Below are 25,476 nucleotides of genomic sequence, written 5' to 3' on the forward strand. Positions count from 1 at the left end.
TTGCGGACCACCTCGACGGATCCACCACACGCAGGGGTTATCACCATGCCGAACAACACTGTCTCCCCATCGTCGTACGACAACTCGTCCGGTGCCGTGGCCAAGGTGGCCCAGAACAGCGTCTTCGAACGATTCGCCCGCGCGGGCTTCGTCATGAGCGGCATCGTGCACCTGTTCATCGGCTACATCGCCATCCGGCTCGCTCTCGGTGGCGGAGGCGGAACCGCCGACCAATCGGGGGCCATGGCGGAACTGGCCGCCAAGCCGGGTGGTGTCCTCGCGCTCTGGGTCGGTGTCGTCGCGTTCTCACTGATGGCGTTGTGGCGGCTCGCCGAAGCGGCACTCGGCAGCTCCTCCAGACCCGACTCCGACAGCAAGAAGTCCGAGGCGGTCAATCGCGTCAAGGCATTCTCCCTGGCGGTGGTCTACCTCGGTTTCGCCGTCTCCGCATTCGGATTCACCCGGGGCGCGGGCGAATCCAGTAGTGAGCAGAGTACGGGGATCACTGCTGCGATGATGCGATCGAGTGTGGGCACGATCGCCCTCGTCGCCGCCGGGTTGATCATCATCGCGATCGGCGGCTATCACGTGTACAAGGGAGCGACCCAGAGCTTCCTCGAAGACCTGCACGGCGCCACGAGCAACCTGGTCCGCCGGTTGGGCACGGTGGGATACATCGCGAAGGGGTTGGCCGTCGCGGCCATCGGATTGCTGGTGATACTCGCGGTCGGTCGATCCGATCCCAGCGAAGCCAAGGGGCTCGACGGCGCGTTCAAAACCCTGGGAGCACAGCCTTTCGGAGCTGTCTTGTTGATCGCGGCCGGCCTGGGCATCATCACCTACGGCCTCTACAGTTTCGCCATGGCGCGATACACCAAGATGTAGCGACCCGGGCGAGCACGGCGAGTCGACATTTCATCAGCGGCAATGCTGTGGGTTCCGTTGGGCTGAGCTGAGACCGTGTTTGCAAATTAGCGGGCAGAGTTCGGACCCGGTCGCGGGCGGCCGAGCGGCGCGGTAACAATGTCAAACCGTTAGCCGATGGAACAATGGATTCGAAGCCATCTCATGCAATCGCCCTTACAGCAATCGCCGTTGAAAGGCTGAAATGTCCCACCACAAACTTGCCAAAATCTCCCTCGCGTCCACCGCGGTAGTAGCCGCCCTCATCGCCACCAGCGCCCCCGCCGCAGCTTCGAACTACATCCCCGTCGAGCTCCCCATGACCACCACGGGCGCCCACGGCCTGGGATGCTCCGGCGACGTCTGGGCAGTAGGCAACGTCTACCCCGACGGCGACGTCCCCGGCACAGTAGACCTCCAACTCAAAGGCTGGCTGAAGGTCTTCGGCGTCCCCGCCCCCTGGTGCACCCTGGCCCCCACGGTCCAATGGCACAACCTCGACACCGGCGCCACCGGCCAGGCCTCCACCTCCCTCGGCGCCTGGCAGCCCTTCTTCTGGTCGGCACCCGTAGTAGGCAACCTCCGCCTCGTAACCGGCCCCGGCCAAGTCGAATTCACCCTCACCACCGACCTCCCCCACACCCCGAGCGTCACCAACTTCCGGGTGTACTAACACCGAACACTCCTGCGCCACAACGACCTCGAATCGGCACGAGCGGATGATCGGCTACCGCAGCCGTCGCAGTGCTCGTTCGGCGGCGTTGGCCCCGCACATGCCGTGCGCGCCGGGACCGGGCGGGGTCGCCGCCGAGCACAGGTAGTGGCCTGAGAGACCGGTGTCGTAGGGCTGCAGGGTCTTTCGGGGGCCGAAGACCAGCTGCGGGATGTTCTTGGCACCGGTCATGATGTTGCCGCCGACGTAGTTGGGGTTGTAGTCGGCGAATTCCGTGGTGGTGCGGGTGGTCAGGCCGACTACGCGGTCTCGGAAGCCTGGTGCGAACCGTTCGATCTGGGCGATGATCGCTTCGGTGGCGTCGCCGGTGTAGCCGTTGGGGACGTGCGCGTAGGTCCACACGGGGTGTACCGATCCTGCCGATCGCTGAGGGTCGGCGAGGTATTGCTGGCCTACCAGGACGAAGGGGCGCTGGGGCATTCGGCCGGCGTGGATGTCACGTTCGCCCGCGGCGATCTCGGCGAAGGAGCCGCCCAGGTGCACTGTGCCCGCGCGGCGGGCGGCCTCGGTGGTCCACGGGATGCCGCCGTCGACGGCGAAGTCGACCTTGAAAGCGCCCGGACCGTAGCGGAATCGGTTGTAGGCGCGCGCAATTCGAGCGGGGAGTCGGTCAGCGAGGATCTCCGCGACCGCTGTCGGGGCGAGATCCCAGATGGTGATGTCGGACGGCGGTAGGTCGGCGACCGAGCGCACGCGGATTCCGGTCTCGACCTTTCCGCCGTGGTCGGCCAGTACCGCGACCATGCTGTCGGCGATCTGCTGGGATCCACCGACCGCGACCGCCCAGCCGTATCGGTGTCCCGCCGTCAGGATGCCGAGCCCGACGCTGGCACTCAACGGGCGTTCGAGGGGCTGGAAGGCGTGTGCGGCGACGCCGCCGAACAGTGCCCGGCCCGCTTCGGTGCCGAAAGCTCGCGCGAGCAGCGCGGCCGGCGCGGTCGCCGGAATACCGAAGCGTGCCAGGCGGATCGGATGGCGAGGAATGCGCAGCAGCGGGCGCATGATGTCGGTGCCGAACACGTCGTAGTCGGCGACCGGGCGTTCGAACAGCGTGCGCCACAACCGTTCATCGGCGCCTAGGCCCGCGGCGGTCTCGGTGACCGAGCGGTGCAGCACACCGGCGGTGCCGTCGTCGAGGGGGTGGACGCAGTCGAGTTCCGGCCACGCCCACCGCAATCCGTACCGTTCCAGGTCGATGCGCCGCAGGAACGGCGAGCCCACGGCCATCGGGTGGATGGCCGAGCAGTGGTCGTGCACCAGACCGGGCAGGATCGCCTCGCTCGAGCGGGTGCCGCCGCCGATCGTGTCGGCCGCTTCGAGGACCGTCACCTCCACGCCCGCGCGGGCCAGGGTGATTGCCGCGGCCAGCCCGTTGGGGCCGCTGCCGACCACTGTCGCCGTTGTCATCGACTTGCCTTTCTCTTGTTCGAGATATCGTCCGGTGCTCGGCTATTCGGCCGGAGCCACCACACCCTGCCGCGGTGCGGCGACCGCGCCGGTGACGTCTTCACGCCGCCAGGTCACGGTGTGCGCGATGGGACCCTCCGGCAGCCACGGCAACGCCTCGACCGCGTCGGCAACCTCCCATGTTCCTCGTTCGATGACGCCCAGCGCCGCGTCGACCACCATGTATTGCTGCGTGCTCTTGTGCACCGGCTGCGACTCCACCCACACCACGATCCATTCTCCCGGAGCGAACCCGACCCGTGCCTGCACCGCGTCGATCAGGTCGAGGTTGTGCAGGTGGCCGTCGCCGAAGTTGAAGCCGATCAGCGAGTTGCAGGCGAACTCGGCTTCGCGCACGGTCCAGCGATCGATGTCGGGAAGGTGTTTGTACAGCAGGGAGAACAGGCCGCGGCCCTGACTGTGCATGGAACGCCAGGCGATGGTCTGCTGCATGGTGATCTCGGCGACCGCAGGCGGGTAGCCCATGGCCAGCAGCTGGTCGACCTGGTTGTCGGCGGGGCGGTGCGCGATGGTGTTGAGCTTCGCCTCGGCCCCCGGCGCGAAGGCCCACAGCGCCGAGGCCCAGTTGCCGGCGTACTGACGCATGGACGGCAGGAACGACACCAGGTCGGGGCGCAGGTTACCCAGCACGGGGAAGAAGGCGAGCCCTGCCGCGATCGCCACCGTCAACCACGGAGACGACATGTCGAAGACGCCGTACCCGGCCGAATTCGGGAAGCCGAGGAACAGGAACACGGTGAGGTAGGCGAACAGGATGTTCCACTCCAGCGGCACGGCCAGCGGGAAGGTGGAGGTGATGAACAGGTGGAAGACGACCATCATCGCGACCCCGGCCAGGGTCAGCCAGTGGTTCGTCGAGAACAGCAGCACGATCGGGGTGATCACCTCCACGGCGGTACCACCGACATGGGCCATGAACGAGGCCACCCGCGACGGGCGGATATCGTGGGGAAAGTCGCGGTAGTGGGCGCGTTTGATCGACCGGAACGGCATCGCCGGGCTGTTGGACACCATCGGCGGCACCACATTGGTGAAGTGCTTGCCGAACTTCGAGACGCCCGCGCCGACCCACACGATCACGATCAGCAGCTTGGCCGCGATGATCATGTCGGTGAACGGCAGCACCGCGAAGAACAGCAGCGCGGGCAGATACTGCTCGCCGCGAGCCGCCAGGAAGATCGTCTTGTCGCGCAGCCCGCACAGGATGTAGAGCACGATCGGCGCGATCAGCAGCACGGGCCGGACCAGCCCGGAGGTGTTGTCCGGCAGCGCTTCCAACAGTGCGGCGGTGGTTCGGCCCGGTGCGACCAGGGCGATCACCAGCGAGGCGAGAAAGCCCAGATACAGGACCACGTCGAGGGCGGTGCGCGAGTCACCGTTGGTGAACGGCACCCGATACCAGGGCCGCAATCGGATACTTCCCCGTCGGGCGAAGTACAGGATGCCGCCGGTCATCGGCTTGAACTTGCCCGCCAGCGGCCCCCAGGAGCCCGCGACGCCGACGGCTTCGAGCAGCACCGTCCACAGGACCAGCTTCTGGTAGACCACCGGCTGGTTCCACCACTGCGCCACATCCCAGAACGGTCCGGTGCCCGAGGTGGCCGTCGCGATCGCGATGCCGCCGATGATGTAGAGCACGAGCACTTTCACGAGATACACGGTGTGGATCATCTTCGGCGTACCGAATCCGTATTCCGCCCAGTGCAATACCAGCGTCCGCATACGTTCGCGCAGCGGCAAATCCAAGAATGTCTCGGTGTCCACCGGCGGGAAGTCTCCCGTCTTGAATCCCATGGCTCGATTCCTTTCTTCCGGCTTCCGGGCGCGAGTGATCGCGACCGAAAGGCTGTCTTTCGTTCGAAGTGAATTGCGGTGCTGAACTACTCAGGCGCGCGCGGCCAGAAGCCGCAGCTGCTTCTTGTCGATCTTGCCGACCGGATTGCGCGGCATCTCCGCGGTCAACACGATCGCGGCGGGAACCTTGAATGCCGCGAGTTCCGCACGGCAGTGCTCGATCAGCTCTTCGACGGTGACCGTGGCCTGTGGCGCGGCGACCACGTGGGCGACCGGTACCTCGCCCAGCACGGCGTCGGGCACACCGACGACCGCGGCTTCGTGGACGGCGGGATGGCGGTAGAGCGCGTTCTCGATTTCCTTGGGGTACAGGTTCTCCCCCGCCCGGATGATCATGTCCTTGATCCGGTCGACCAGTACCAGGTAGCCGTCGGCATCGAAGTAGCCGACATCGCCGGTGTGCAGCCAGCCGTCCACGACGGTCTTCGCCGTCTCCGTCGGCCTGCCGAGGTAGCCGCGCATCACGTTCGCTCCCCGAATGACGACTTCGCCGGGTTCACCGGGCGCCGACAACGCGCCGTCGACATCCATGATCGCCACGGTCTGACCGGGCAGCGGCACCCCGACAGTCCCCGGCTTGCGTTGGCCCGCTATGGGATTGAGAGTCGACGCGCAGGTTCCCTCGGACAGACCGTAACCCTCGACGATCGGCACGCCGAAGCGCTGCTCGAACCGGGCGATGAGCTCGGCGGGCATCGGCGCGGCACCGCAGATCGCCAAGCGCAACGAGGAATTGTCGGGACGAGGACCGTCGGGCTGGGCGACCAGCATCGCGTAGATCGCGGGCACCGCCGAGAAATACGTGGGTCGGACCCACTCGACCGTGTCGAAAAAGCCTGAGGCGGAGAACTTTCCGGCGATAGTGGTGCGTCCACCCGCCAGCAACGGCGACAGCACACTGACCACGATGCCGTTGACGTGGAACAGCGGCAGGATCAGCAGGCTGTGGTCGGTCTCGTTCAGCCCGAGCGAGTCGATGATCATCGAGCACATGGCGGCGAGGTTCTCGTGACCGAGCAGCACACCCTTGGGCCTGCCCGTGGTGCCGCTGGTGTAGATGATCAGGGCGAGATCGTCGCAGGACGCGGCGGCCGCGACGGGACCGGCGTGCTCGGCCAGTGCCGCGATGTCGAGAGTGATTGCGGGCCTGTCGGGTTCACCGATGACGACGGCGGCGCCGGAGTCTTCGACCTGGTATCGGATGTCGTCGTCGGTGAGCCCGGGGTTCACGGGAGTGACCGCGGCGCCGAGTCGCCAGGCCGCGAACAGGGCCACCACGAGGTCTACCCGGTTGGGCAGCACCACCGCGACGACGTCGTCGGGCCGCACGCCCTCTCGATGCAGGACCGAGGCGGCGGCGTCGACCCGAGCATGGAACTGCGCGTTGGACAGGGTGACGGTGTCGTCGGCGATGCAGTGTCCCTGCGGGTCGGCAGCGGCTCTGACCTGGGGCAATTCGGCGATGTGTCGCATGATTCCTCACCGGTGGCGAATGTGATCTGGGTTACATCACTCACGGTAGGACGCGGATCATGCGCCGACTACGGGCCCGCAGCCCAGCGTTGCGCCGACGTGTTGTGCCACGGGCACAAACCGCGCCAGACACGCGGGCGTCGGGGGTACTGTCTGCGGCCATGGCCCACGACAACGATCCACTGGTGCGTGCGGTGGCGGGCCGGATCAAAGCCGACCTGGACCACCTGTCACCGAGGATGACCACGATGTTCACCGAGGTCATCCCCGAATTCCGGCACGACGACGAAGTGCGCAGGTTGATGGTGGCCAGCACCGAGTCCAACCTGTCCGCGATCCTGGACATGCTCACCCTGGCCATCGGACTCGACGACATCACCGTGCCGCCCGCCGCCGCCGAGTACGCCCGCCGCTTCGCCCAGCACGACCTGTCGCTGGAGGCACTGCTGCGCGCCTACCGGCTCGGCGAGAACATGTTCGTCCAGTGGACGATGACGCTGCTGGCCGAACTGAACCCGCCCACCGACGTGGCGATGGCCACCGCGGCCCGCATCGCCTACCTGGTCAACAGCTATATCGACCAGGTGATCGAGGGTTTGATCGATATCTACGAGAGCGAGCGCCGCCGCTGGGACGCGCGCACCGACGCCGCCCGCGCCGCGCAGGTGCGCGCCGTCGTCGACGCCGATGATCTGGATGTGGGCTCGGCCGAGCAGATGCTGTCGGCCTCCCTGCGCGGCTGGCACCAGTTCGCGACGCTGTGGACACCACCCGGAACCCGCGACCCTCGCGCGTCCCTGCGCGCGGGCACCGCCCTGCTGGCTGCCGCGACCGGCAAGACGCCGATGACCGTGGAGGTCGACGATCACAACCGGTGGGTCTGGATCACCTCGGTGGCACGACCCGCACTCGACACCGAAAAGCTCGCCCACAATCTGCGCGCCCACCCGAATCTGTCCATCACCCTGGGCGATCCCGCCACCGGCCTCGAAGGATTCCGCCGGACCTTCCGCGACGCGCAACAAGCTCGCGCCGTCGCCCTGACCAAGCGAGAGCACGGACTCACCGTCCATTCCGACGTGGCATTGACCGCCCTGTTCGCCGACCGGGTGCCCGAGATGCAGGTGTGGGCCGAGCGCGTGCTCGGCGCACTGCTGGGCACCGACGAGACAGCAGCACGGCTACGCGAGACCGTCCGCGCGTTCCTCGACGCCCGTGGCAGCTACACCGACGCCGCCGCCCGGCTCCACGTCCACAAGAACACCGTCCACTACCGGGTGCGCAAAGCCGAAGAGCTGCTCGGACATCCGCTCGGCGAGCGCAGGCTCGATATCGAAGTGGCCCTGCTGACCTGCGCGCAACTGGGGATCCCCGAGGCTCCTCGCGAGCCCCGGCGAAGCCGTCGCAGATCGGCCGAGACGGCAGCGGACGACGCGACCTGACGACCAGTTGGTCACCGAGACCTTCGATTCCGGCAACATCGGCAAGGCCGTCGACTACGGCGTCGGCGAGAACTGCGCCCGCGCAGTCGTCCTCTCCTGACCTGGCGGCGCTGGGATCGGACTATAGGTCGAGTTGCCTGGTCCAGGCGAGATAGGCCGAGGTCTCTGCCCGGAGATCGTCGACCGGCCAGTGGTCGGGTTGCAGCGCCGCCGGAAGCGCGGGGTCGGTGGTGAGCAGGTCTAGCGCGGCGCACACGACCGCGAATCTTGTGGCCGGGTCGGGGTTTTCGATGTCGTCGAGCAGGGCGCGCCCCCGCGCCGACCAATCGGCCAGCGGCCATAGTTCGGCGGTGAGGTCGGCAGAATTCTCGACCGGCCGGAGTCGGAACTGGAGGGTGGTGGCGGCCAGGTCCGCGGGTAGCTCGCGGACGAGGTTGGCCGGCCGCAGCCAGACTCCCTCGCGAAGTTCGGCCAAGCGAAGCGAGAGCAGCCTGGCGCGCAGGGCCGCGCGCTCGGCCGACGGCCGTCCGGCGGCGGTGATGACGAGCTGCTCCCAGTCGCCGTCCCAGGGTCGAACGGGCGGCGCGGCGAGCTCGGTCCGACGCGCGCGCAAAGCAGGGTCGAGCGTGTAGGCGCGCTGTTCGCGGATCAGCTCGCCCGCGGCGACCATCCGCGACACCGCGACACGCACCGTTGTCTCCGGATAGCCGACAGCGGTGGTGGCAGCGCAGATTTCACTCGACGTCGTGGTCGGCGACTCGGCCGCTATCAGAATCCGGATCACCGCCGAACGGGCCGACACCGGACGGACCCGTGCGTCGAAGCCGGTAGCAGCGGATTTCACGAGACCGAGTCTACATATTTCACTATTGCCGCGACTGTCGGAAAACTGTAACGTCGCACGGTATGACCACGACCACATCCACGACCTCCTCGTTCCCGCTGGCCGGGCGCACCATGATCATGTCGGGCGGCAGCCGCGGCATCGGGCTGGCGATCGCCGTCGCCGCTGCCCGTGAGGGTGCCAACATCGTGCTGCTCGCCAAGACCGATACGCCGGACCCCCGACTGCCGGGCACCGTCCACACCGCCGCCGCCGAGATCGAAGCCGCCGGCGGAAAGGCGCTGGCCGTGGTGGGCGATGTGCGCGACGAGACCTCGGTCGCCGACGCGGTGGCCCGCGCGGTCGAACGTTTCGGCGGTATCGACTACTGCGTGAACAACGCCTCGGCGATCGCCCTCGCCCCCACCGAGGAACTGCCGATCAAGCGATTCGACCTGATGCAGCAGATCCAGCTGCGCGGCACCTACCTGCTCTCGAGCGCGTGCCTGCCGCACCTGCGCCGCAGCGACAACGCCCACATCCTGAGCCTGTCGCCGCCGCTGAATCTCGCACCCGAATGGCTCGGCGCCCACCCCGCCTACATGCTCGCCAAATACGGGATGTCGCTGCTCACGCTGGGTTGGGCCGCCGAATACGCCGAACACGGCGTCGCGGGCAACTGCCTGTGGCCCGAGACCCTGATCGCCACCGCCGCGGTGCAGAACCTCCTCGGCGGCGACGACGCGATCGCCAAAGCCCGCACCCCGCAGATCATGGCCGATGCCGCCGTGGCGCTCCTGCGCAAGGACGCGCGATCGGTCACCGGGAACACCTTCCTCGACGTCGACGTGCTGCGTGCCGAAGGCATCACCGATCTCTCGCCGTACGGAGGTGCCGACGGTCTGGAATACGACATCTTCGTCGACCCGCCGAACAAGCGTGTCTGAGCCGCCCGCCCGCAGCGCGAGTGCAGAAGCTTCCGTCGCCCGCCCGAAACGCGCCTGACGTCGTCGAACACCGTCGGCTCCGGGGCTATCCTCGGTAGAGGGCGGGCGCACCAGCGCACCGCCCCGAGGCCGCACCGAATCGAGCCTGAATGGCCGACAACATGCCGACGCAGCGCAGCTCGGCCACGGGGATCGCGGCGGAATTGACCGCCGAGGGCTTCGAGGACGCCGAGGAGATCGGGCGCGGCGGTTTCGGGGTGGTCTACCGCTGTGCCCAGCCCGATCTGGACCGTGTCGTCGCGGTGAAGGTTCTGACCGCCGAACTGGATCCCGACGGCCTGCAACGCTTCGTCCGCGAACAGCAGGCGATGGGCAGGCTGTCCGGGCACCCGCATATCGTCGCGGTCTTCCAGGCAGGCACCACCCACGGCGGGCACCCCTACCTGGTGATGCCTTATCACGCGCGTGGCTCGTTGGAACAACGCATCCACGCCGTCGGCCCGCTGGATTGGGCGGCGACGCTGCGCTTGGGCGTGAAGATGGCGGGCGCGCTCGAGACCGCGCACCGGGCCGGCATCCTGCATCGTGACGTGAAACCGTCCAACATCCTGCTCAGCGACTACAACGAGCCCGAACTCACCGATTTCGGGATCGCGCGGATCCAAGGCGGGTTCCACACGACCACCGGAATCGTCACCGGCTCCCCCGCTTTCGCCGCGCCGGAAGTATTGCGCGGCGCGCAAGCCACCGCTGCCGCCGACGTGTACGGGCTGGGCGCCACCTTGTTCTGCGCGCTCACCGGCCATGTCGCCTACGAGCGGCGCGTCGGTGAGCAGGTGTTGTCGCAGTTCCTGCGGGTCTCCGCGCAGCCGGGGCCCGGTCTCACAGACCACGATGTGCCCGACGAGGTACGGGCCGTCATCGAGCACGCGATGGCGACCGACCCCGCCGACCGTCCGGACAGCGCCGCCGCGCTGGGCGCCGAACTGGTTGCGGCCCAGCGCAGTACCGGCAGCCCGATCGATGTCCTACGGGTTCCGGATCCCCAGCGACCGAGCGCGGTACCGATCGCACCGGCGACGCGGGCCCGCGAGCGCACCACCGCACCACCCACACCCGCGACGAAGTATCGCCCGCCGACTCCGGCGCGGGCGACTCTCGCCAGGAAGCGGCTGCTCGAGCACCTGCGCACTACCGAACGCACCCGGCTCACCGCCATCCACGCACCCAGTGGATTCGGCAAGACGACCGTGGCTGCCCAGTGGCACGACGAGCTGGTCGAGCACGGCGCCGCGGTGGCGTGGCTGACCGTCGACGAGGACGACAACAATGTCGCCTGGTTCCTCACCCACCTCGCCGAGGCGATCAGACCCACGGTCCCTGCCCTCTCCGACGACCTCGACCGGTTGCTGGAAGCCGCCCCCGAAGACCCGACCCGCGCCGTGCTGACCGCACTCGTCGACGGCTTACACGCCGACGACCGGCGGGTGACACTGGTACTCGACGACTGGCAGCGGGTCACCGCTCCCGCCTCGGTGGACGCGGTCCGGTTCCTGATCGAGCACGGCTGTCACCATCTGCCCCTCGTCGTCACGAGCACCGAGCGACTCGACCTGCCGTTGAGCAGGTTGCGCATCCAGGGTGAGTTCGCCGAAATCGACGCCACAACACTACGTTTCAACGCCGACGAGGTACACGCGTTCCTCGCCGAAGCGGGCGATGTACGCCTGACCGCCGACGAAGTGTCCGCGCTGGCCCGCGCCACCGACGGCTGGGTCGCGGCGCTGCAGCTGACGGTCCTGTCGCTACGCGCGGGCGAGGACCCGGCGCATCTGCTCGACAGCCTCGCCGCGCACCCCGACATCGGCGCTTTCCTGGCTGAGAACGTGCTCGGCGCACTGGATCCGGACACTCTCGAATTTCTCATGACGACCTCGATCTGCGAGCGGATCTGCGGCGGACTGGCCACCGCACTGACCGGCCGCGCCGATGCCGCCACCCTGCTCGCCGACATCGCCGACCGCGGCCTGTTCCTGCTTCCGACCGGCCCCGAACACAACTGGTACCGCTACCACCAGTTGTTCGCCGGATATCTGTGCCGCAGGCTGGCCCAGGATCGTCCGGCGGAGATCACCGGGCTGCGGCTGCGGGCCGCCGACTGGTTCGCCCACCATCACCTGCTCAACGACGCGGTCGAACACGCACTCGCCGCCCACGATCCCGAACGGGCGGCGGATCTGGTCGAGCAGAGTGCGGGCTACCTGCTGGAACGGTCGAGAATGGTGATGCTGCAAGGAATTCTGGCGAAGTTACCCAGCTGGGTATACCGGACCAGACCCCGTATCCAGCTGTTCGACGTCTGGATCAACCTGGTACTGCGCAGACCCGCGGCCACCGCGTCCTCCCTCGCCCGCTTCGAGACCGCGCTGGCCGCGGCTCCACCCGCCGAACCCGAACGCACCGATCTGCGCGCGGAAGCCGATGTCGCGATCAGTGTCCGAGAGATGTTCGCCGACCGGATATCGGAGCTGGACGGCCTGATCGGTGACGCGTTGGCCCGCCCCGACGACTTCTCCCCGCGGATTCCCGGGGTGGCGGCCAATATCGCCACCTTCGCGGCGATCCAGCGCTTCGACTTCGACGAGGCGCGCCGATGGCAGCTCTGGGCGGCGCCGTACCACGAGGCGACCGGCCCGTTCCTGTCGGTGTACGGGCGCTGTTTCGCGGGTGTGGCCGCCCGCGAACAGCTCGACATACCCGGCGCGGAGGACCTGTTCACGACCGCGCTCGACACCGCGCGCACGACCATGGGCGCCGGCGCCCACGCGACTCGCCTCGCCTGCGCGCAGCTCGGCGAATTATCCTATGAGACAGGCGATCTCGAAACCGCAGCCGATCTACTGGAGCAGAGCAGGGAACTGTCCGCCGAAGGCGGTGGCGGCGTGGACTTCATGCTGGCCACCTACGCGACCGGTGCGCGGGTCCGCGCACTGCGCGGCGACCGCGACAGCGCCCTGGAACTTCTCGACGAGGGCATGTCCCACGCCGAACGCCTGGAACTACCACGCCTGGGCGCTCGAATTCGCAACGAACGGGTGCGTCTGGGGGTCGAACTCGACCCCACTGTGTCGGCCGCGGTGATGAGCACGCGCACGATCCGGCGCGATGAGGGAATCGCCACGGCCATCGATGAATTCGATGAGGACTCCGCGATCCGGTTGTTGCTGGCGGCAGATCGGCTCCGGGAGGCGATCGAGCGCGCCGAGAACTTGGTCGCCGGGATAGACGCGCAGCGCAGGCCGCTGGCGGCATTGCGCGCCGGGTTCCTGCTCGGCAGCGCCCTGCGCCTGGCCGACCGCGAGGCCGAGGCCGACCGGATCCTCGCACCACTGATCCGGCGATGCGATCGCCTCGGCCTGGTCCGCCTGCCCGCCGACGAGATGGCGACGTAGAGGTTTCCGCGTACCTCAGGGGACGAGCTTGCCGAGGATGTCCCGTAACGAAGCGCGCTCGTGGTCGGTGAGTCGTCCGAAGAAGTCGTCGGCGTCCTTTGTCCGGGCGGCAGTCAGGGTGGCGAGTGTCCGCTTGCCCAGCGTCGTCACCGCTACGAGAATCGCGCGACGGTCTGTCGGGTCGGGTCGCCGTGTGACCAGGCCGGCCTCCTCGAGCGCGTCCACCACCTCCGTGGCCGACCGGGCGCTGATCCGCAACGCGTCCGCGATGGCCGACAGCCGGAGTCCCTCGTGCTCGCCTGCCACGCGAAGCGCGCGGGCCTGGTGTGGCGTCAGCCCCATCGGCGCGTACGCCGCCGACCAGCGCCGACGGAGCGTCCTGGCCACCTGCATCAGGAGGTCGCTCTCGTTGTCGGGCATAAACCCGCCTCTCGCTTTGTTTCCCCTACCAGATAGTGAGGTAACCTCAGCATAAACACAACCCAAGGGGGTTGCATATGGAAGTGAAAGTCTCCGCCGGCGGGGGCCGCACCCGCCGACCCGACCCGGCCGACCGCGCACAACTGCGCGAGTCCCCGGTGTCCCTTCGTCGCATCGCCGCGCTCTTCGCGCCGTACCGGCTTCAGCTCACCCTGCTGACCGTCCTGATCGTGGCGGGTTCGACGATCAGCCTCGCCTCGCCGTTCCTGCTGCGACTGGTGATCGATGACGCGCTCCCCCACCAGGACGTCGCGCTCCTGCTCTGGGCCGTGGGTGGCATGCTCGCTGTCACCGTGCTCACCGCCGTGCTCGGCGTCGGCCAGACACTCATCTCCACCACCGTCGGGCAGCAGGTCATGCATGTCCTGCGTGCCGACGTGTTCCGTCACCTGCAGCGGCAGTCGCTGGCGTTCTTCACCCGCACCCGCGGCGGTGAGGTCCAGTCGCGCCTGATCAACGATGTCGGCGGCATGCAGTCCGTGGTCACCAGCACCGCGACCTCCATCGCGAGCAACGTCACCACCGTGGTCGGCACCGCCGTCGCGATGGCCGTGCTGTCGTGGCGGTTGTCGCTGCTGTCGCTGGTAGTGCTGCCGCCGGCCATCTGGTTGACCCGACGTGTTGCGCTGCTGCGCCGCGACATCACTGCCCAGCGCCAACGTCACCTCGCCAACCTGCACGGCCAGGTCGAGGAGGGACTCTCGGTGAGCGGCGTGCAGCTCGGCAAGACCCTCGGCACCGGCCCCCTCGCCTCGGCACAATTCGAGAAGACCTCGCACGACCTGGTCGGCCTCGAAGTGCGCTCACAGCTCGCGGGCCGCTGGCGGATGGCCACCATGAGCATCCTCTTCGCGGCCATCCCGGCGCTGCTGTACCTCGCCGCCGGTCTGCCGGCGACCAGCAGCGGCATGACGATCGGCACGCTGGTCGCCTTCACCACGTTGCAGGCAGGGTTGTTCAGGCCGCTGATGGCTCTGCTCAATGTGGGTGTCGAAGTCACCAGCTCGATGGCGTTGTTCAGCCGGATCTTCGGCTATCTCGACCTTCCGGTCGAAATCGATGAACCCACCCAGCCGGTCGACCTCGACCCGCGCGATGTCGTGGGCGAAGTCCGGTTCGACGATGTCAGCTTCCGCTACGACGCCGCGGGCCCCGACGTGCTCGATGGCGTCTCGCTCGTCGTGCCCCCTGGATCGACGCTCGCCCTGGTCGGCGAGACCGGTTCCGGCAAGACCACCCTCGCCTCGCTCGTCGCGCGACTGCACGACGCGACCGGTGGCCGGGTGACCATCGACGGCGTCGACGTCCGTGATCTGGAGCTCGGCACCCTCGCTCGCATCGTCGGCGTGGTGTCGCAGGAGTCGTACCTGCTGCACACGACCATTCGTGAGAACCTTCGCTATGCCAAGCCGGGTGCGACCGATGCGGAGATCGAGCGCGCGGCCCGTGCCGCCCAGATCCACGAGCTGATCGCCTCGCTCCCCCAGGGCTACGACACTGTGGTCGGGTCGCGCGGTCATCGGTTCTCCGGCGGTGAGAAGCAGCGGATCGCCCTGGCGCGCACCCTCTTGCGCGACCCGCGTGTGCTGGTACTCGACGAGGCGACGAGCGCCCTCGACAACGAGACCGAGCGTGCGGTGCAGGCCGCCATCGACGTGGTCGCCCAGGGCCGCACGGTCATCACCATCGCGCACCGGCTGAGCACCATCCGCGATGCCGACCAGATCGCTGTCCTCCACCATGGCCGGGTCGCCGAGCTCGGCGATCACCGGACCCTCGTCGACGACGGCGGACGCTACGCCCGGCTCAACGGCGCCGCCGACGTCGTGGCGGCCTGATCGGCCTACCGAAGACGAGGCCGTCGATCTACCGACAACCGCCGAGCCACCACCATCCACCGCCTAATTCCATTGTCGGACAGATCGGATCGCCGAAACCGTCATACGGTTCGGGACCAGGCGATTCGGTGAAGTGCGCGTAACCGACGGCGCCGTCGGGGATTCCCAGGTAATCGGGCACGAACCGCACCGGAGGTCCCCCGACCGTATTGATAGTCGCCACTTTGCAATTCGCCGACACGAAACACAGGTGCCCCGGCAAGGGACTGCCGTAGTAGCCGTCGTCGTCCGGAGTCTGCAGTGCTGCCACCGCTGTGAACGCCGGTCGCTCGAGCCAGAATCGGGTCCGCGCCCCGAACTCAGGACAGGCGACGAACAGAACTGGTGCTCCGATGCCCACCACGGCCATCGCGGCGGTGATCGCCAGTGGCCATCGGTGTGTCTGCTTGCGGGCACGGGCCATCGCGACCGCGAACAGCGCGATCACTGTCAACCACGCCATCCCGAGCACGGGTAGCGCCAGCAGCCACAATTCCGTCATCACCCAACCCCGATGCAAGCTGACCATGATCGCCGTCAACATCAAGAATGCGGCGCATGTGGGCGCAACCGCAGGAGGGGACTTCGCCAGGAGCACGACGACAACGTATCCCGCCCGCGTGGCGGTTCCGCGGTGAGAATGTGCGGAAATCGTGTGGCCGGAACGTTCGACGCGAATTCAGCCCCGCCACTAGGTTCTTCATCGAGCAGCTGCTGACTCGACCCGTCGACGAAGAAGATCTGGCGGAAGACCTCTACGCCGCAGCACGAACCGGGCGTCAGCCGTGTAACCACTCCGAACCGCGGGGACTTGGTGCCAAAATAGTTTTGTACCAACATCTTCGAACGGCAGAGGCTACCGAGGACGGGCACGGCCGAGGGATGAAAGACCTGGCCGTCCAGCGGGGTGACGGCTGCCGGGTACAGGAGCGAAGTGATGCTGACAGCGAGGACGCTGGCCGAGGCGACCACCTACCTGAGCCTTGTCGCCGCATCCGATGCGGCCCGGCACGGCCCACCCGAAACATCGCTGACCGAAGGAACGGACGCGTGGACGGTCCACTCGGAGCTCGGCAATGTTGCCGTCCGATACCAGTCCGAGGACGCCAGCCGGAGACTGGGAGTCATGTACGGCCTCGGCGTTTCTCAGCTCATCGACGCCGGCCAGTGGATCATGATTTCCCAAACTTTTGCGCGCCGCGCACTCGCGGCCGACATGGCCTACACCGCACAGCCCGGTCAGGACCGCACCACTGTTGAACTGAATTGGCAGTTCGCGGCAGAGGCGGTCGGTGAAGCGATGAAGTTCGTGCCCGAGGGCGCGGACAGGCTGCCGGAGCAGGCATTCTGGTCCGAACTCGGCGAGCAGTTCGCGCGCGAGCAGCCCGACGCGATCACCCGGGCACAGCTCGCCGACGACTACGAGTACTACACGGGCACTCTCGACGACTTTCGCCAGCTTTACGGTGACGCCTGAGGATCTACCCGATCTGGATAGCGCGGCAGGGTGTTGTGTTCCCCGCCGCGGAATCCCGAACCAGCCTCCGCCGATCGCGGCCACGGCCCGACCGGGCTGTGGCCGCGATCGGGCAGTGGTACGAGACCCGTTGGCGTGGGTTTCAGCAGTCTCGGTTCGCGGCCAGCGCCGCGAGCAGGTCCAGGTCGGCCAAAGCCTCGGCGTTCGCCCCGACCTCGCTGATCGTCGACATGGCCTCCTCGTACAGTTGCCTGGCCTGCAGCCGACTCCATTCCCGCCCACCCGCGGCCTCGACCAGTTCGGCGGCACGGACCAACTCGGCGTCGTCGAGCGGCTTTTCACGCAGGTAGAACTCGGCGAGCGCACCCGCTTCCGGGGTGTTCGAGCGCAGTGCGAACACCACCGGCAACGACTTCTTGCGGCTGCGCAGGTCGGAGAACACCGATTTGCCGGTGACGTGGGGGTCGCCCCAGATGCCGAGTAGATCGTCGGTGTGCTGGAAAGCGCGGCCGAGGCGCCTGCCGAACTCTTGCAGCCGCAACAGCTCACCGGAGTCTGCGTTTCCGAACAGGCCACCGAGTGCGGCCGAACACCCGAACAGCGCCCCGGTCTTCTGGTCGACCATGGTGAAGCACTCGTCGAGCTCGACATCGGTGCGCCGCTCGAATCCCAGGTCCGCGCACTGACCCTCGACCAGGTGCAGCACCGAGCGGCTCATCAGATTCGTTGCTTCGACGATCGGTGTGTCCGGCTCCGCGGCGAGCAGGGAATACGCCTGGGCCACCAGCGCGTCGCCGGCGAGGATGGCAGGCCCGATCCCGAACGCGGTCCACGCTGTCGGCCGGTGCCGTCGGGTAGTGTCTCGGTCCATCACGTCGTCGTGCAGCAACGAGAAGTTGTGCACCAGTTCGACCGCGACGGCAGCGCGCACGGCATCTGCCACGTCGCCGCCGGTCAACCGCGCGGCCGAGAGAACGAGTGCCGGGCGAATGGCCTTGCCGCCGTCGTGACGTTCCGGTCGCCCGGTCTTGTCCCACCAGCCGAAGTGGTAGCCCACGATGGTGCGGACCGTGGCAGGCATCATCTGCACGGTGGCGTGCAGGGTGGCCGCACAGGTCTCCCGACATTGATCGAGGACGTCGGCGGCCGTGCGCGAGCCGTGCGCAACAGCAGGTGTGGGCACCGGGATCGGCGTGGTCGCGACATCCGGACTACTCATCGATTCACCTGCACTTCGGTCAGCGCGCCGAGTGCGTCTGGAACGAGCACTGCCGCAGCATGATTGGCGCTGATGAGGTAGGAGGCGATGGCTCGGTCGTCGATGCCGGTGAAGCGGACGTTGACGCCCGGCTCGACTTCGTCGGGCAGTCCGGTCTGGCGCAGGCCGATCACCCCGTCATCGGATTCACCGATCCGCATCGCCAAGATGGTGCTGGTTCCGCTCGGTGAGATCGGGATCTTGTCCGAGGGCAGCAGCGGCACATTGCGCCACGCGTGCACCCGTCTGCCCTCGATTTCGGTGTGATCGGGGTAGATGCCCTGGGCCGTGCATTCGTGGCCGAACTGGGCGATGACCCGGGGGTGAGCGAGGAAGAACGCGGTCTTGCGACGGCGTGCCAGCAAGCGATCGAGGTCCTCGGGCGTCGGGCGGCCGGTGGCCGAACACAACCGCTGACTCGGGTCGACGTTGTTCAGCAGACCGTAGTCGTGGTGGGTCAGCAGGTCGCGTTCCTGGCGTTCCCGCAGCGCCGCTATCGACAGGCGCAGCTGCTGGTCGAGCTGGTTCATCGGCTTGTTGTAGAGGTCGGTGACCCGGGTGTGCACGCGCAGCAGCAATTGCGCGATGCTGAGCTCGAGTTCGCGTGGTTGCTGGTCGTAGTCGACGTAGGTCCCGGGCAAGGTCGGCTCACCCTGCTGACCCGACAGAACTCCGATCGCTGCCTGACCGTATTTGTCGGCACCGGTTCGTTCGGCGGCGACCGCGGCTCCGAGACCGGCGACATGGCCGGCGAGGCGAGGTTCACGGGCGCACAGGGCGTCGAATACGGCGCGCGGCAACGCCAGAACCGTACAGGCGGTGTTCGCGGTCGCCGTGTATTCCCAAATGGCCTGCCCGCCGAGCAGTGTGGAGGCACCGAGGTGGCTGCCGTCGTCGAGCACGTCGAGCTGTACCTGCTGACCGTAGTCGCCGGGGCCGGTGAGCACGACCCGCCCGTGGGCGAGCACATAGGCCGCGTCGATTTCGTTGCCGAACTCGCAGATCGTCTCCCCCGCCGCGAACTCCTGCTGAGTGAACAGGAGGGCGATCTCGCGCAATGTGTCGTCGTCGTCGAAATCGCGCAGCGCTCGCAATTCGCGCAGTTCGGCGGGGACCACCTGGTACCGGCCGTTGGCCAGCGTGCAGGTGACGTAGCCGTCCCCAACGGTGTAGGTCAGGCGCCGGTTGACCCGGTAGGTTCCGCCGTCGACCTCGACCCAGGGCAGCATGCGCAGCAGCCAGCGAGGAGTGATCCCCTGCATCTGCGGAACGGATTTGGTGGTGGTCGACAGTGTGCGGGCGGCGGCGACGCCGAGCGCTGTCGGTGGATTCTGGGCGGTGCTGGTCACAAGGAGGTCCTTCCCGGCGAGGTGGCATGGGTGGCGACGAGTCCGCCGCGGGGACGAACACGGGCGGCGGCGGTGCCGATACCCGAGGGCCCCCACGTGTGGACCCGGCGGGCGGCAGTTCGCGGTGGATGGCCGACCGGGTAGCGCAAGTTCTCGGGGCGGTAGCGGCTGGTGCCGCGATGCCAGTGCAGGATGCCCGCGATCCAATCGCGCAGTTCGTCGATGTAGCTGGTCAGCGCCGCGCGAGCGGTGTCGTCGAGCCGGTGGTGTTCGAACAGGACCGGCAATTCGTCGTCGACGAGTCGCTGGAACTGTCGCATTCTGGCCCGCATCAGGTCGTCGACGATGGTGGCGGCGACGTCGCGGTCGCAATCGAAGAACGACTCGACCACCAAGATCGCGTTGTGCAACTCGGATTCGTACTCGATCTCCTTCTGATAGGAGAAGAAGTCGTTGATCAAACAGCCGTAGTCCTGCGCGGCGTGTTCGATGCCGCGCATGGTGGTGGACTCGAACACCGCATCGGGGATCAGGCCGCCGCGGGCGATCTTGGACAGGGCGATCGTCAGATCCGAGCCGAAGGTGCGACGGCGCATCTCCAGATAGTCGACCGGGTCGGGGACGCGATGCTGGATGTGATTGGCCAGCTCCCACAACCAGCTTTCGGTCATCGATTCCACCGCTTGCCGGAAGGTGCCCCGAGCCGCCGGCGACATCGGCCCCGCGGTGCGCGACCACAGGTCCACCAACGACCGTTCCAGCGGATTGACCGGTGCGTCCACAGGTTTCAGATCCAGCGGCATGAACGTCGACAATCTGGCGTTGCATGCTTTCGCCCCGGCCATCGCCGCGGCACCCTGGGTGGGTGCGAAGACCGTGGGAAAGTAGTCGTCGCCCCAGGTCCCCCAGGTGAGCCATTCGGCCGACAGCGTGAGCACGTCGACATCGGCGTCGGGATCCAAACCGGCTGAGCACAGCGCGAAATCGAATCCGGCCGTATCCTCGCGAGTCCACAACTGCCGCCCACCGAGCTCGGGCAACGGATCGTGGAATCCGACCTGTTGCGCCCAGTCGATACTGGCCGAGCGGGCCACGGGCAGGTGCGGTGACAGACTCAACTCGAACGGCACGTCGAAGTCCGGCAGCGGCAATTGCCCGGTGCGGCGCAACGGAATCTGCGCGTGACTGCGCACGCCGCCCGGCCCGGCGAGACCCTTCCAGAACCCGGGTCTGGCCAGTTCGGTGCCGATCCCCGCGGGACCGAACGACATCGGTCCCGCCGCCGCGGAGCCGTTCATGTACCGATTGGACCGCAGATGCCATTCGTGGCCACCCGACTGCCAGTCCTGCAGACCGTGCGCGTACGACAGCGCCGCCGCGCACTGCACCGCGTCCAGCCCGTGCTCGTCGAACAGCAGGGGCAGCTCGGTGAGCACGGTGTTCTCGAACTGGTGGATCCGCGAGGTGAGCTGGTCGTTGACGATATCGGCGGCCCGCTGTGGCGAACAGTCGAAGAACCGCTCAACCACCAGGACTCCGTTGTTCACCTCGCCTTCTTCCTCGGTCTCGCGCTGGTAGGAGAAGATGTCGTTGCGTAAGTGGACCGCGTCGGAGAACGTGTCCTTGAGTACGCGGATCGGCCGGGTGCCGACGATGGCTTCGGGAACCTCGACGCCACGGGCGTACTCCACCAGATCCGCCGACCACGGTGCGCCGCCGACCCTGCGACGCATCTCGATGTAGTCGATGGGATTGGGAATCCGGGCGGTATTGATATTGCCGATCTCCCAGACACAGTCGAGCAGCAGGTTCCGGGTGCTTTGGCGGAACCGTTCTCGCCAGCATTCCGACATCGACGGCACCGTCCGGGTCCAGAGGTCGGCGAGACCGCGTTCGTCGGGATTGGTCGGCTCGGGCATCGCGGCACCGTCTGGCGGCATGAACGTGGCCAGGCGGTCGAGATACCGCCGTGCACCGTCCATGTCACCGGTGCGTTTGAACGCGTCGAGGAAGTGGTCGTCGAAATAGAAGACCCAGGTGTACCAGTCGGTGACGGTGTCGAGCACCGGTGCGCCCGCTTCCGGATGGGTGTAGGCGCACAGGCCGGCGTAGTCCATGCCGTCGAAGCTCGCCTCGTCCCACACCACGTCGCCACCGACGGTATCGCCGAGCATTCCCATCTCGTAGGCCCACTGTTTGGTATGTGCCCGTGCTTGTTCCACGTGCGCGTTCAGCCGCGCGGGATGAGCGACGTAGAACTCGGGCAGCTCGAAGGGCTGCACGATGTCAGCCCTCGGCGCCGAGCTGCACGTTCTCGAGGATCGCGAGAGCATCGGGCACCAGCACCGCGCCCGAGTAGTAGGTGCTGACCAGGTAGGAGATGATCGCTTTGTCGTCGATGCCCATGAAGCGCACGTTCAGTCCGGGCTCGTACTCGTCGGGAATTCCGGTCTGGCGCAGGCCGATCACGCCCTGTGACGATTCACCGGTGCGCATCAACATGATCGAGGTGGTGCGGCCGGCCGAGGTGCCGATCTTGTTGCACGGCAGGATCGGTACCCCGCGCCATGAGGGCACCCGGTGTCCGTTCAGCTCGGTGCTCGTCGGATAGATGCCGCGGCGGCTGCATTCGGCACCGAAGGCGGCGATGGCCTTCGGGTTGGCCAGGAAGAACGCGGGTTCCTTCCAGACCAGGGCGAGCAATTCGTCCATGTCGTCCGGTGTCGGCGCACCGGTGCGGGTACTGATCCGCTGCTGCGGTGCGGCGTTGTGCAGCAGTCCGAAGTCACGGTTGTTGACCATCTCGTCTTCCTGCCGCTCGCGCAGGGCTTCGATGGTCAGCCGCAGCTGCTGTTCGATCTGGTCCATCGGCTTGTTGTAGAGGTCGGCGACTCGGCTGTGGACCCGCAGCACAGTCTGGGCGATGCTCAGCTCGTATTCGCGCGGGGACAGGTCGTAGTCGACGAAGGTGCCCTGGAGCTGCGGTTCGCCCTCGTGACCGGACGCGAGCTGGATCGAACTCTCGCCGTAGGGGTTGGCCCGCTCATCGGCGACGGCGTCGTCGAGCTGGGCCGCCCGCACGTGCTCGCGCAGCCCTTCGATCCGTGCGCTGACCTCGGCCAGTGCGCGGTCGGTGAGGACCAGGCAGGTACACGCGGTCACCGCTTTGACGGTGAAGTCCCATGGCTGCGCATCGGCACCGAGGATCCGTTCCCCGATGAACCGGCCGTCGGTCATGATCTCGAGGACGGTCGACTCCCCGTAGGCGCCGGTGCCGAGCTTGTCGGCCTTGCCGTGGGCGAGCACCACCAGCTCTTCGGCCGGTCGACCGGCTTCGGCGATGATGTCGCCGGGCGCGTACTGGCGTTCGACGAAGGAGTCCGCCACCGTCTGCAGGGCGGCATCGTCGGAGTAGTCACGCAGGTAGCGCAGTTCCCGCAGGTCGGGTGCGAGGACCCGCGCCTGGCCGGCGGTGTCGTAGCAGGTGATCAAGCCGTCGCCGACGGTGTAGGTGAGGCGGCGGTTGACGCGGTACACACCACCGTCGGCCTGCACCCAGGGCAGCAGTTTCAGCAACCACCGGGAGGTGATGCCTTGCATCTGCGGCACGGATTTGGTGGTGGTTGCCAGGTTTCGCGCGGCCACGGTGCTGAGGCTCAGCTGCACGGCGGCAATGGTTCCGGAGAATGGTTCAGCCAGTTCAGTCATGAGTTCTTCCTGCTTCGAGAGACATGGGAGAAACGAGATGACACACCACGGGGAGCGAACGAATCAGTTATCCACCGGCTATCGATTGTGGCAAAACGACTGTAGCGGACCGTGTGCGAGCTACGGAGCAGAATGACCCGAAAGTTGTTGTGCGAGAAGCGAATTCACAGAATTGTAGTGATCCTCGGACTTGAACGTACCCAGGCTCGATCGACCCTCGTGGCATTGCCGCGAGGACGCTGAATGTTTGCTTCGGTGGCTCAGGAGCGCCTCATCGCCGCCCTCCCCGCACCCGCGCTTCCGATGACCAGCAGCAGGGCGGTGAGCGCCCAGCGTCGCTGTTCGACCGCCACGGGCTGGGCAACCACCGCCTCCGGTTCCTTCTCGGGCGGCGAGACAAACCTCACCGGCGTGGGGACTGGGACGGGCGGACTCGGCGGCGGTTCCACGGGTGACGGAATCGGAGCTGGTGGGGGGCTCACCGACACGCTCGGCGGCGGCGGAGGTTCCGGTGGAGGTGATGGTTCAGGGACAGGCGGCACTGTCGGCTGCGGGGCCGGGACCGAGGGCGGTGGCGGTGGTGCAGGCAGCGGCTTCGGCGGCGCGGGAGCAGGTAACGGGAACGGCGGAGGTGCCGGAACAGGCAACGGAAGCGGACGCGGAGCCTGCGGCGCCGGCACTTCCGGTGCATCGAACGGGCGGGCCGGAGCGGGCAATTCCAGGCCGCCGAGAGGCGGTGCCGGCACTGGAACAGTCGGCCGCTCGAACGGAGGAACAGCCGGCTTGTCGAACGGCCTTCTCGGTGTGGTCGTCGCCGGTAGATCGGGCCGCTGGCCCTGACCGGGGAGCCGGGGTTCTACGAACGGTCGCTGGGCGCCCTCCGGTTCCTCGAACTGAGGCACCGCTCGCGGAACCTGCCCGGTGGTGGCGATGGGCGGCGGTACGCGAGGCGTCTCCGCGGGTTCCGGTGGGGCCGTCGTCAACGTCCCGATTCGCGGCGTGTTTCGGGGTACGACGACGCTCGGTGGCTCGACCGACGGTGACACCGGGGTCGGCACCGCACCGACCGGTCCGGGCACGAACAGGCCCACCCCCGCCAGTGCGGCAGCCCAGATCCCTCTCCGCACAGTCTTCTTCACCTCAGCTGCACAAGCACGGCGTCGAAGGCCGTCGGTGCGACAGCGGCCGCTCGGCCGTAGGGGTTCTGTAGCTCGAAGATGGTGAAGATCATGAACGTCACCACTGCCGCGAAGCTGGCCACCACGACGACGTGAATGCGCGCGCTGGCGCCCGAGAACAGCAGTGACAAACCCACCGACAGAATCGCGCCGAGTGCCAGCGCCAGCCACATCATCGGCGACAGCGCGCTACCGGCGGCCTCGATCCTGGATTGCCTTGCCTCGTAGACCTCCCACAGCCGATCGGCGGCCGCGATCTGGCGCGATCGTTGCCATTCGTCGGTGGCGGGACTGACCGCAATGCTCGTACGGACCGCCGACAACTGGTTCCACGCCCTGTCATCGACGCTCCCACCGGAGCTCATGGCGGGCCATTCGACCTCGATCACCTGGCCGGTATAGGCGTGAACAGCCCGGGTGACGGTGCTGCGGGCCGGTTCCGACAATGCGTCGCCCGCCCATTGCAGGGCGAGCAGCCGGTCCGCTTCGTCCGATGCCGCCTTCGCCGCACCCGCGTTGGTGTCGAGCACGCCGATCAGCAGGAACGACGCAAGCACCACCTGCAGTCCGCCGACGAGCGTGAACACCTGCCCCACCGACTCGTTGGTGGTCTCGCCGTCGCGACCCTTGCCGCGCCTGCGCAGCAGGTAGGCGGCGGTCCCGGCCAGTCCTGCGGCAACGATCACCCACAGCAGTGCTTCCCACAGCATGTCTCAGTAGTCCTTTGTCGTCGAGGTGGGCGAGGAATGCGCGCCGGAAATCACTGAAGATCGATTCTTTTGACCACCTCCGAACAGGGAGGACACGATGAGGAATCCTGCGACCGTTGAACGCGGAATAGCAAGGGGGCCAACGATGTCGAGGTTAGGCCGCCGGCATGAGTGCCGCAATAACCAAGCAAACCGTCGACGAGCTCCCGCGATGGCCACCGAATGACCGAAATCGGCAGGCGGGACCCGCCTTCGAGGCAGTCGACAGCCCTGCCCGAGCGGACCGTCCTGGCACGACATCCCGGCGAACCTGGCACGGAATGCGAGTGTCGTCCACGCGGCGAC

18 protein-coding genes are annotated in these 25,476 nt (G+C 67.3%); 7 read left to right on the forward strand and 11 right to left on the reverse strand.

Annotation, left to right across the window (positions count from 1 at the left end):
- The first annotated feature begins 45 nt into the window (after positions 1 to 45).
- Together ACFVJ5_RS30015 and ACFVJ5_RS30020 are read left to right on the forward strand one after the other, a co-directional pair.
- Positions 46 to 885, forward strand: coding sequence for a DUF1206 domain-containing protein (locus ACFVJ5_RS30015; RefSeq protein WP_379225251.1), 840 nt, complete (start codon positions 46 to 48; stop codon positions 883 to 885).
- A 223-nt stretch (positions 886 to 1,108) separates the two neighbouring features.
- Positions 1,109 to 1,576, forward strand: coding sequence for a hypothetical protein (locus ACFVJ5_RS30020; protein ID WP_379225253.1), 468 nt, complete (start codon positions 1,109 to 1,111; stop codon positions 1,574 to 1,576).
- Between the two features lie 54 nt (positions 1,577 to 1,630).
- On the opposite strand, the gene ACFVJ5_RS30025 is transcribed toward ACFVJ5_RS30020, so the two are convergent.
- The 3 genes from ACFVJ5_RS30025 to ACFVJ5_RS30035 all read right to left on the reverse strand — a co-directional run bounded on the left by ACFVJ5_RS30025 (position 1,631) and on the right by ACFVJ5_RS30035 (position 6,430).
- Positions 1,631 to 3,043 carry a phytoene desaturase family protein gene (locus tag ACFVJ5_RS30025; RefSeq protein WP_379225254.1) on the reverse strand — a complete coding sequence of 471 codons (1,413 nt, stop codon included), beginning with the start codon at positions 3,041 to 3,043 and terminating at the stop codon, positions 1,631 to 1,633.
- Between the two features lie 42 nt (positions 3,044 to 3,085).
- Positions 3,086 to 4,897 (reverse strand): DUF3556 domain-containing protein, encoded by a 1,812-nt coding sequence (locus tag ACFVJ5_RS30030; protein ID WP_379225256.1) that lies wholly within the window; start codon positions 4,895 to 4,897, stop codon positions 3,086 to 3,088.
- Between the two features lie 90 nt (positions 4,898 to 4,987).
- The gene (locus ACFVJ5_RS30035; RefSeq protein ID WP_379225258.1) at positions 4,988 to 6,430 is read right to left on the reverse strand and encodes a class I adenylate-forming enzyme family protein; all 1,443 of its coding nucleotides are present in this window, start codon (positions 6,428 to 6,430) and stop codon (positions 4,988 to 4,990) included.
- A gap of 161 nt (positions 6,431 to 6,591) precedes the next feature.
- Between ACFVJ5_RS30035 and ACFVJ5_RS30040 the strand changes: the two genes are divergently transcribed.
- Positions 6,592 to 7,872, forward strand: a complete 1,281-nt coding sequence (locus ACFVJ5_RS30040; protein WP_379225260.1) for a PucR family transcriptional regulator — start codon at positions 6,592 to 6,594, stop codon at positions 7,870 to 7,872.
- Between the two features lie 121 nt (positions 7,873 to 7,993).
- Here the strand turns inward: ACFVJ5_RS30040 and ACFVJ5_RS30045 are convergent, their stop codons facing one another.
- Complete coding sequence (locus ACFVJ5_RS30045; RefSeq protein WP_379225262.1) at positions 7,994 to 8,716, reverse strand: PaaX domain-containing protein, C- domain protein; 723 nt, start codon at positions 8,714 to 8,716, stop codon at positions 7,994 to 7,996.
- A 62-nt stretch (positions 8,717 to 8,778) separates the two neighbouring features.
- Between ACFVJ5_RS30045 and ACFVJ5_RS30050 the strand changes: the two genes are divergently transcribed.
- Together ACFVJ5_RS30050 and ACFVJ5_RS30055 are read left to right on the forward strand one after the other, a co-directional pair.
- Positions 8,779 to 9,642 (forward strand): SDR family oxidoreductase, encoded by an 864-nt coding sequence (locus ACFVJ5_RS30050; RefSeq protein ID WP_379225264.1) that lies wholly within the window; start codon positions 8,779 to 8,781, stop codon positions 9,640 to 9,642.
- A gap of 149 nt (positions 9,643 to 9,791) precedes the next feature.
- The gene (locus ACFVJ5_RS30055) at positions 9,792 to 13,094 is read left to right on the forward strand and encodes a protein kinase (protein ID WP_379225266.1); all 3,303 of its coding nucleotides are present in this window, start codon (positions 9,792 to 9,794) and stop codon (positions 13,092 to 13,094) included.
- A gap of 15 nt (positions 13,095 to 13,109) precedes the next feature.
- Here the strand turns inward: ACFVJ5_RS30055 and ACFVJ5_RS30060 are convergent, their stop codons facing one another.
- The gene (locus tag ACFVJ5_RS30060; RefSeq protein ID WP_379225268.1) at positions 13,110 to 13,514 is read right to left on the reverse strand and encodes a MarR family winged helix-turn-helix transcriptional regulator; all 405 of its coding nucleotides are present in this window, start codon (positions 13,512 to 13,514) and stop codon (positions 13,110 to 13,112) included.
- A gap of 77 nt (positions 13,515 to 13,591) precedes the next feature.
- On the opposite strand from ACFVJ5_RS30060, the gene ACFVJ5_RS30065 reads away from it, so the two are divergent.
- The gene (locus ACFVJ5_RS30065) at positions 13,592 to 15,412 is read left to right on the forward strand and encodes an ABC transporter ATP-binding protein (RefSeq protein ID WP_379225270.1); all 1,821 of its coding nucleotides are present in this window, start codon (positions 13,592 to 13,594) and stop codon (positions 15,410 to 15,412) included.
- A 28-nt stretch (positions 15,413 to 15,440) separates the two neighbouring features.
- Here ACFVJ5_RS30065 and ACFVJ5_RS30070 read toward each other — a convergent pair whose 3' ends face one another.
- Entirely contained in the window at positions 15,441 to 15,953 is a 513-nt protein-coding gene (locus ACFVJ5_RS30070; protein WP_379225272.1) for a hypothetical protein, read from the reverse strand.
- 432 nt (positions 15,954 to 16,385) lie between these two features.
- Here ACFVJ5_RS30070 and ACFVJ5_RS30075 point away from each other — a divergent pair, with 432 nt between their 5' ends.
- On the forward strand, positions 16,386 to 16,928 hold the full coding sequence (locus ACFVJ5_RS30075; RefSeq protein ID WP_379225273.1) for a hypothetical protein: 543 nt from the start codon (positions 16,386 to 16,388) through the stop codon (positions 16,926 to 16,928).
- 142 nt (positions 16,929 to 17,070) lie between these two features.
- On the opposite strand, the gene ACFVJ5_RS30080 is transcribed toward ACFVJ5_RS30075, so the two are convergent.
- The 5 genes from ACFVJ5_RS30080 to ACFVJ5_RS30100 form a co-directional block, all read right to left on the reverse strand.
- On the reverse strand, positions 17,071 to 18,147 hold the full coding sequence (locus ACFVJ5_RS30080) for a family 2 encapsulin nanocompartment cargo protein polyprenyl transferase (RefSeq protein ID WP_379225275.1): 1,077 nt from the start codon (positions 18,145 to 18,147) through the stop codon (positions 17,071 to 17,073).
- The gene (locus ACFVJ5_RS30085; protein ID WP_379225277.1) at positions 18,144 to 19,535 is read right to left on the reverse strand and encodes a family 2B encapsulin nanocompartment shell protein; all 1,392 of its coding nucleotides are present in this window, start codon (positions 19,533 to 19,535) and stop codon (positions 18,144 to 18,146) included. Before ACFVJ5_RS30085 ends, ACFVJ5_RS30080 begins: the two co-directional genes overlap by 4 nt.
- The gene (locus tag ACFVJ5_RS30090) at positions 19,532 to 21,817 is read right to left on the reverse strand and encodes a germacradienol/geosmin synthase (RefSeq protein ID WP_379225279.1); all 2,286 of its coding nucleotides are present in this window, start codon (positions 21,815 to 21,817) and stop codon (positions 19,532 to 19,534) included. The genes ACFVJ5_RS30085 and ACFVJ5_RS30090 overlap by 4 nt, the downstream gene beginning before the upstream one ends.
- A gap of 4 nt (positions 21,818 to 21,821) precedes the next feature.
- The gene (locus tag ACFVJ5_RS30095) at positions 21,822 to 23,243 is read right to left on the reverse strand and encodes a family 2B encapsulin nanocompartment shell protein (RefSeq protein WP_379225280.1); all 1,422 of its coding nucleotides are present in this window, start codon (positions 23,241 to 23,243) and stop codon (positions 21,822 to 21,824) included.
- 1,135 nt (positions 23,244 to 24,378) lie between these two features.
- Positions 24,379 to 25,131 (reverse strand): hypothetical protein, encoded by a 753-nt coding sequence (locus tag ACFVJ5_RS30100; protein ID WP_379225282.1) that lies wholly within the window; start codon positions 25,129 to 25,131, stop codon positions 24,379 to 24,381.
- Positions 25,132 to 25,476 lie beyond the last annotated feature (345 nt).

This window comes from Nocardia sp. NPDC127606 (assembly GCF_042671725.1).
Lineage (GTDB): Bacteria > Actinomycetota > Actinomycetes > Mycobacteriales > Mycobacteriaceae > Nocardia.

Coding starts and splice junctions, on each gene's coding strand:
- ACFVJ5_RS30080 (WP_379225275.1), bottom strand. CDS start 18,147: ATGAGTAGTCCGGATGTCGCGACCACGCCGATCCCGGTGCCCACACCT.
- ACFVJ5_RS30030 (WP_379225256.1), bottom strand. CDS start 4,897: ATGGGATTCAAGACGGGAGACTTCCCGCCGGTGGACACCGAGACATTC.
- ACFVJ5_RS30035 (WP_379225258.1), bottom strand. CDS start 6,430: ATGCGACACATCGCCGAATTGCCCCAGGTCAGAGCCGCTGCCGACCCG.
- ACFVJ5_RS30050 (WP_379225264.1), top strand. CDS start 8,779: ATGACCACGACCACATCCACGACCTCCTCGTTCCCGCTGGCCGGGCGC.
- ACFVJ5_RS30065 (WP_379225270.1), top strand. CDS start 13,592: ATGGAAGTGAAAGTCTCCGCCGGCGGGGGCCGCACCCGCCGACCCGAC.
- ACFVJ5_RS30025 (WP_379225254.1), bottom strand. CDS start 3,043: ATGACAACGGCGACAGTGGTCGGCAGCGGCCCCAACGGGCTGGCCGCG.
- ACFVJ5_RS30100 (WP_379225282.1), bottom strand. CDS start 25,131: ATGCTGTGGGAAGCACTGCTGTGGGTGATCGTTGCCGCAGGACTGGCC.
- ACFVJ5_RS30040 (WP_379225260.1), top strand. CDS start 6,592: ATGGCCCACGACAACGATCCACTGGTGCGTGCGGTGGCGGGCCGGATC.
- ACFVJ5_RS30060 (WP_379225268.1), bottom strand. CDS start 13,514: ATGCCCGACAACGAGAGCGACCTCCTGATGCAGGTGGCCAGGACGCTC.
- ACFVJ5_RS30020 (WP_379225253.1), top strand. CDS start 1,109: ATGTCCCACCACAAACTTGCCAAAATCTCCCTCGCGTCCACCGCGGTA.
- ACFVJ5_RS30070 (WP_379225272.1), bottom strand. CDS start 15,953: ATGACGGAATTGTGGCTGCTGGCGCTACCCGTGCTCGGGATGGCGTGG.
- ACFVJ5_RS30095 (WP_379225280.1), bottom strand. CDS start 23,243: ATGACTGAACTGGCTGAACCATTCTCCGGAACCATTGCCGCCGTGCAG.
- ACFVJ5_RS30015 (WP_379225251.1), top strand. CDS start 46: ATGCCGAACAACACTGTCTCCCCATCGTCGTACGACAACTCGTCCGGT.
- ACFVJ5_RS30055 (WP_379225266.1), top strand. CDS start 9,792: ATGGCCGACAACATGCCGACGCAGCGCAGCTCGGCCACGGGGATCGCG.